At 64.4% G+C, this 5,734-nt stretch carries 5 protein-coding genes and 1 pseudogene; all 6 read right to left on the bottom strand.

Annotated elements, in window-relative coordinates:
* Positions 1-171 precede the first annotated feature (171 nt).
* Positions 172-747 (bottom strand): annotated as a pseudogene (locus EN906_RS20695) (GMC family oxidoreductase N-terminal domain-containing protein); the annotation flags it as partial.
* A gap of 98 nt (positions 748-845) precedes the next feature.
* Positions 846-1,379 carry a DUF934 domain-containing protein gene (locus EN906_RS20690; RefSeq protein WP_127271069.1) on the bottom strand — a complete coding sequence of 178 codons (534 nt, stop codon included), beginning with the start codon at positions 1,377-1,379 and terminating at the stop codon, positions 846-848.
* A gap of 172 nt (positions 1,380-1,551) precedes the next feature.
* Entirely contained in the window at positions 1,552-2,316 is a 765-nt protein-coding gene (locus tag EN906_RS20685; protein WP_127272509.1) for a phosphoadenylyl-sulfate reductase, read from the bottom strand.
* Complete coding sequence (locus tag EN906_RS20680; RefSeq protein WP_127272508.1) at positions 2,291-3,961, bottom strand: nitrite/sulfite reductase; 1,671 nt, start codon at positions 3,959-3,961, stop codon at positions 2,291-2,293. The genes EN906_RS20685 and EN906_RS20680 overlap by 26 nt, the downstream gene beginning before the upstream one ends.
* A gap of 43 nt (positions 3,962-4,004) precedes the next feature.
* The gene (locus EN906_RS20675) at positions 4,005-4,298 is read right to left on the bottom strand and encodes a DUF2849 domain-containing protein (protein ID WP_127272018.1); all 294 of its coding nucleotides are present in this window, start codon (positions 4,296-4,298) and stop codon (positions 4,005-4,007) included.
* A partial coding sequence (gene cysG / locus EN906_RS20670) for a siroheme synthase CysG (protein ID WP_127375339.1) occupies positions 4,295-5,734 on the bottom strand: 1,440 nt, incomplete at its 5' end. The genes cysG and EN906_RS20675, both read right to left, overlap by 4 nt.

The following is a 5,734-nucleotide window of genomic DNA, read 5'->3' as shown; positions in this document are numbered from 1 at the left end:
GAACAAGAGGGCGCCGGCTATTTCCAGGTGACCCAGTTTGCCGGTGGCGCCCGTAATGGCGAGCGCTGTTCGACTGCCGCCGCCTATCTCCATCCGGTGATGCAGCGGAGCAATCTGACCGTGATCACGCGGGCGCACGCCACAGGCATCGTCCTTGCCGGCAAGCGCGCCACCGGCAAACTGGGTCACCTGGAAATAGCCGGCGCCCTCTTGTTCCGGTCCGTTGAAATCGTCCGAGGCGCGAATCTGGTTTTCGGCACAAGCCTCTATGAAGGCCTTGGCGATCGGCCTCGGCGAGCGCTGGTTCGACACTTTCAGCGGGCCGTCCCCGCCATGCAAGGCATCAGTGCCGCGCTCATTGCCCTCGGCGCGCCGGAAATAGGGCAGAACCTCATCCCACGACCAGCCCTCGCAGCCCAGATTTGCCCATTCGTCATAGTCGCTGCGATGGCCCCTGACATAGAGCATTGCATTGATGGCGCTGGAGCCGCCCAGCGCCTTGCCGCGCGGCTGGTAGCCCTTGCGGCCGCCAAGACCTTGCTGCGGCACGGTTTCGAAGGCCCAGTTGTTGATCCTGGGCCGGCCGGAAAGCATGCCGATAATGCCAGCCGGAGCGCGGATCAGCATATCCCTGCCCTCGCCGCCAGCTTCGATCAGGCAGACCGTTTTCGATGGATCTTCCGAAAGCCGCGCGGCAAGCGCACAGCCGGCGGACCCACCGCCGGCTATGACATAGTCGTAACGCATGAAGACCCCTCCCCGATCGTTCCACGGATTTTCCATCCGGACGATCAAGAGAAGGCCTGAACACGGCTGATGTAAAGACGCGCGGAATTACCGCAACGTCAGCTGCTGCGAACGCGCCGCCAGGAGTATTTCGGGCCTTTTGGTTCCGGCACGGCGGCTGGCTGGTAGTAGAGCCCCAATCCGCCGGTGCGGCCCTCCTCCAGGCGCTTCAACAGCACCGCATTGGAAATCTCGAACTCGTCGAAGCCTAGCCGCAGCATATGCGGCAGTTGGTCCACCAGCACCTGGCCCGTGGCGCGAACGGCACCTTCGAAATGGTAGCGGCCGCGCAGCAGTTCTCCCTTGGAGAAGGAGCGGCCGTCGCTGAAGGCCGGGAAGGCCAATGCCACCAGCGACAGCTGGTCGAGCAGGTCGGCAATCTTCTCGAGCTGATCACCAGGCTGCAGCAGGACGCCGAGCCGTTCCTTGGCCGAGCGGCGCACCTCCGGATCCAGATCGAGGAAGACTTGCAACGGCAGGATGAAGCGGCCGTTGCCGGACAGCGCATCGGCGCTTTCGGCATGCGTCCACTCATCCTCGTGAAAACCCGCAGGGGTCCAGAGTCGGGTCTCCGCTGTCGTCGGTTCAGTCATCAAAAAGTTCCTAAATAGTCAAACGAACCAAGGATGTGTTGAGATTCAGGTCAGGCTGCGCCGAAAATAGCGGCTTCCGAGAACCGGAGCGGAGCGTACTTGAAGTACGTGAGCACCGGAAGCGCAGGAAGCTGCCGTTTGCAGGCCAGCCTAACCTGAATATCAGCATATCCTAAAGGGATGCGTCGGTCAGCGACTTCTCCAGCCCCGACAGGTGAATGCCGCACTCGGTCTTGGCGTGACCGGCCCAGCGGCCGCTGCGCGCGTCCTCGCCCGGCTGCACCGGCTGCGTGCACGGGAAGCAGCCGATCGACAGATAGCCATAGGCGACCAGCGGATTTTCGCGCAGCGCATGGGCGCGCATGTAGTCCGCCTGGTCCGATGTCGTCCAATGCGCCAGCGGATTGATGCGGATGCGCGGACCGACCGCCTCGAACACCGGCAGCGCCGCCCGCGTCGCGGCCTGAAAACGCTTGCGGCCGGTGAGCCAGGCACGAAATGGCGCGACACCGCGCGCCAGCGGCTCCACCTTGCGCACGTCGCAGCAGGCGTCGGTGTTGCTCTGATGCAGATTGCCCGTCGGATCGATCCGTTCGAGTGCTGCTTCCTCGGGTTTGATCACCCTTATGTTGGTCAGCCCGAAATCGGCGGCGAGCGCGTCGCGATAGCCGAGCGTCTCCTCGAAATGCTTGCCGGTGTCGAGGAAAATGACCGGCAGCGTCCGGTCGATCTTGGCGATCATGTGCAGCAGCACAGCCGAATCCGCGCCGAACGACGACACCGCCGCGATCTCGTCGAGGAACAGTTCGCGGGCCGAGCGTTCGATGATCTCGATCGGCTTCAGATGACCATAGAGCGCATCGAGCCCCGCCGCTTTGGCGGCGATACCGTCATCGACGTCTCCAATACGGTCAAGCGGCCTTGGCTTCGCCAGCATAGAGCGCCTCCTTGAACGGCGCGGGACCGACTCGGCGGTAGGCGTCGATGAATTTCTCTTGTGGGTCGAGCCGGAGGCCGAGATAGGTCTCGACGATCTGCTCGATGGCGTCGGTGATCTCTTCCGACGAGAAGCCGCGGCCGATGATCTCGCCGACCGAGGTGTTTTCGTCGGCCGAGCCGCCCAGCGTCACCTGATAGAGCTCAGAGCCCTTCTTCTCGACCCCGAGGATGCCGATATGGCCGACATGGTGATGACCGCAGGCGTTGATGCAGCCGGAGATCTTCAGCTTCAGTTCGCCGATCTCGCGCTGCCGCTCAAGCGAGGCGAAGCGGCGCGAGATTTCCTGCGCGATCGGGATCGAGCGCGCTGTGGCCAGCGCACAGTAGTCGAGGCCCGGGCAAGCGATGATGTCCGATATCAGGTTGGAATTGGCCGTCGCCAGGCCGATGCCGACCAGCGCATCATAGACCGCCTTGAGGTCGGCGCGGGCCACATGCGGCAGGATCAGGTTCTGCTCATGGCTGACACGCAGCTCGTCAAAGCCATATTTCTCGGCGATGTCGGCGATCGCTTCCATCTGGCTGTCCGAGGCGTCGCCGGGCACCTCGCCGATGCCCTTCAGCGAGATCGTCACCGCCGCATAGTCGGGATGGCGGTGCGTCACGACATTCTGGTCGAGCCACTCCGAGAACCCCTTGGAATCGAGCCGCGCCAGCTTGACCGCCTGGTCGCCTTCCGGCCGCCCAGCGAGCACCGGTGGCGCGAAATAGGCCTCGATGGCGCGGATGTCGGCTTCCGGCAGCTTCAGCTCGGCGTCCTTCAACTCCTGCCACTCGGCCTCGACCTGGCGGGTGATCTCCTCGACGCCGGTCTCATGGACGAGGATCTTGATGCGCGCCTTGTACTTGTTGTCGCGGCGGCCATAGAGGTTGTAAACGCGCAGGATCGCCGTGCAGTAGGACAGAAGGTCGGCTTCCGGCAGGAAATCGCGGATCTTGCGGGCAACCATCGGCGTGCGGCCCTGGCCGCCGCCGATATAGACGGCGAAACCGAGTTCGCCGGCGGCGTTCTTCTTCAGGTGCAGGCCGATGTCGTGGGTCTGAATGGCGGCGCGGTCGCGCTCGGCACCCGTCACCGCGATCTTGAACTTGCGCGGCAGGAACGAGAATTCCGGATGCACCGACGACCATTGGCGCAGGATTTCCGCGTAGGGACGCGGATCGGCGACTTCGTCGGCGGCAGCGCCGGCGAAGTGGTCGGCGGTGACATTGCGAATGCAATTGCCGCTGGTCTGGATGGCATGCATCTCGACACTTGCGAGATCCGCCAGGATCGCCGGAATATCAGACAGCGCCGGCCAGTTGAACTGGATGTTCTGGCGGGTGGTGAAATGGCCATAGCCTTTGTCGTATTTGCGGGCGATGTGACCAAGCATGCGCAACTGCTTGCCGTTCAGCGTGCCGTAAGGCACCGCGATGCGCAGCATGTAGGCATGCAGTTGAAGATAGACGCCGTTCATCAGCCTCAAGGGCCGGAACTGGTCCTCGGTGATCTCGCCGGCAAGACGACGCTGCACCTGGTCGCTGAACTCGGCGACGCGGGCTTGGACAAAATCGTGGTCGAACTCATCGTAACGGTACATGCTTGGTCTTTCAGGGCGCGTCCGCCCATGCCTGGTGTCTTGGTTATGCTGCCCGCGCAGCCTGCTTGCCGAGATCGTTGCGAATGGTCGGGCCGGCAGCGCGGATCTTCTCGCGCAGCCGCACCGGTTGGACGACACCGTTGACGACTTCAGCGTCGATCAAATTGACGTCGACCACTTCGTTGGCGGCATAGGCCTTGGCGCCGATCGCCTCGAGCCTATCCTCCGCTGCCTTGTCATCGGCGAGGTCGGCATGGTCCACCGTCTCCGCCCAGCCGCCATCGGCGTACCAGACAGCAATGCCGTCGGTGAGGCGGTTGGCGGTCAGTATCTTCATGGCTGAACTCCTTCGGCGATCGAACTGGACGCACCTTCATGCCTGTGTGCCGCCAGCGGCTCGGATCGCTCAAAATTGGCGCCGGCGACCGCATCGCCGATGATGGTCATGACCGGGCCGGAAAGATCGGCGCGCGCTTCCAGCGACGGCAGGTCGGCAAGCGTGCCGTGGAAGCGACGCCGGTTGGCGAGGCTGGCATTCTCGACCACGGCCACCGCAGTGTCCGGCGACAGACCGGCCTCGATCAGCCGTCCGGCAACCTCGGCGGCCACCGAGCGGCCCATATAAACGGCGACGGTGGCGCCGGAAATGGCGAGCTTGGCCCAGTCGGGCAGCGAATTGCCCTTGAGGTCGTGGCCGGTGGTGAACACCATCGACGAGGAGACACCGCGCAAGGTCAGCGGCAGTTCGAAATCGGCGGCGGCGGCAAAGGCCGCGGTGACACCCGGAACCACCTCATAGGCGATGCCGGCATCACGAAGTGCCGCCATCTCTTCGCCGGCCCGGCCGAACACCAGCGGATCGCCCGACTTCAGCCGCACGACACGCTTGCCTTCACGGCCAAGCTCGACCAGCAGCGCATTGATCTCAGCCTGGCTCTTGGTGTGGCAGCCCTTACGCTTTCCGACCGGCAGGCGCTCGGCATCGCGGCGACCCATGGCAACGACCGCCTCGGGCACCAGCGCGTCATGGACGATGACATCGGCTTCCATCAGCAGACGATGGGCCCGCAAGGTCAAAAGATCCTCGGCGCCCGGACCGGCGCCAACCAGCGCGATGTGACCGCAAGCGGGCGTGTCCGACAGCAGGAGATCGACGGCAGCTTCATGCGCCTGCGAAAGCTGGCCGGCTTCGGCCGCGCGCGCAGGAGCGCCAGAGAAGAAATCATTCCAGAAGCGGCGGCGGGCATTGCCTTTCGGCAGCAGCTTCTCGGCAGCCCCGCGAAACGACGCCGCAAGAATTGCCAGCGGCCCGAGCGACGGCGACAGCATGCGGTCGATGCGGCCGCGCAACATCTGGGCAAGCACCGGGCCTGCACCTTCGGTGCCGATGGCGATGGCGACCGGCGCGCGGTTGACCAGCGCCGGGGTGAAGAAATCGCAAAGCTCAGGCCGATCGACGGCATTGACCGGAATGCTTAGGCGGCGCGCATCCGCAGCCACCCGACGGTCGAGTTCCTCGTCGCCGCTGGCGGCAAACACCATGATCGCGCCTTCGAGCTGCGATGCGTCGTAAGCGGCGGCAAAATGGCTCGCGCCGGCCTGGACGATGAAGGCGAGCAGATCGGGCTCGGCGTGTTCCGCGATGATCCGCAGGACCGCGCTCGACTGTCCGATCAGCCGCGCCTTGGCGAGTGCCTCTTCGCCGCCGCCGACGATGGCCACGGCTTCGCCCTCGACCCGCATGAACACGGGGAAGGCGCTGAGCTTGGGAGC

Origin of the sequence: Mesorhizobium sp. M7A.F.Ca.CA.004.06.1.1 (assembly GCF_003999135.1) — a bacterium.
GTDB lineage: Bacteria > Pseudomonadota > Alphaproteobacteria > Rhizobiales > Rhizobiaceae > Mesorhizobium.
This window is presented reverse-complemented; position numbering and strand designations above follow the sequence as displayed.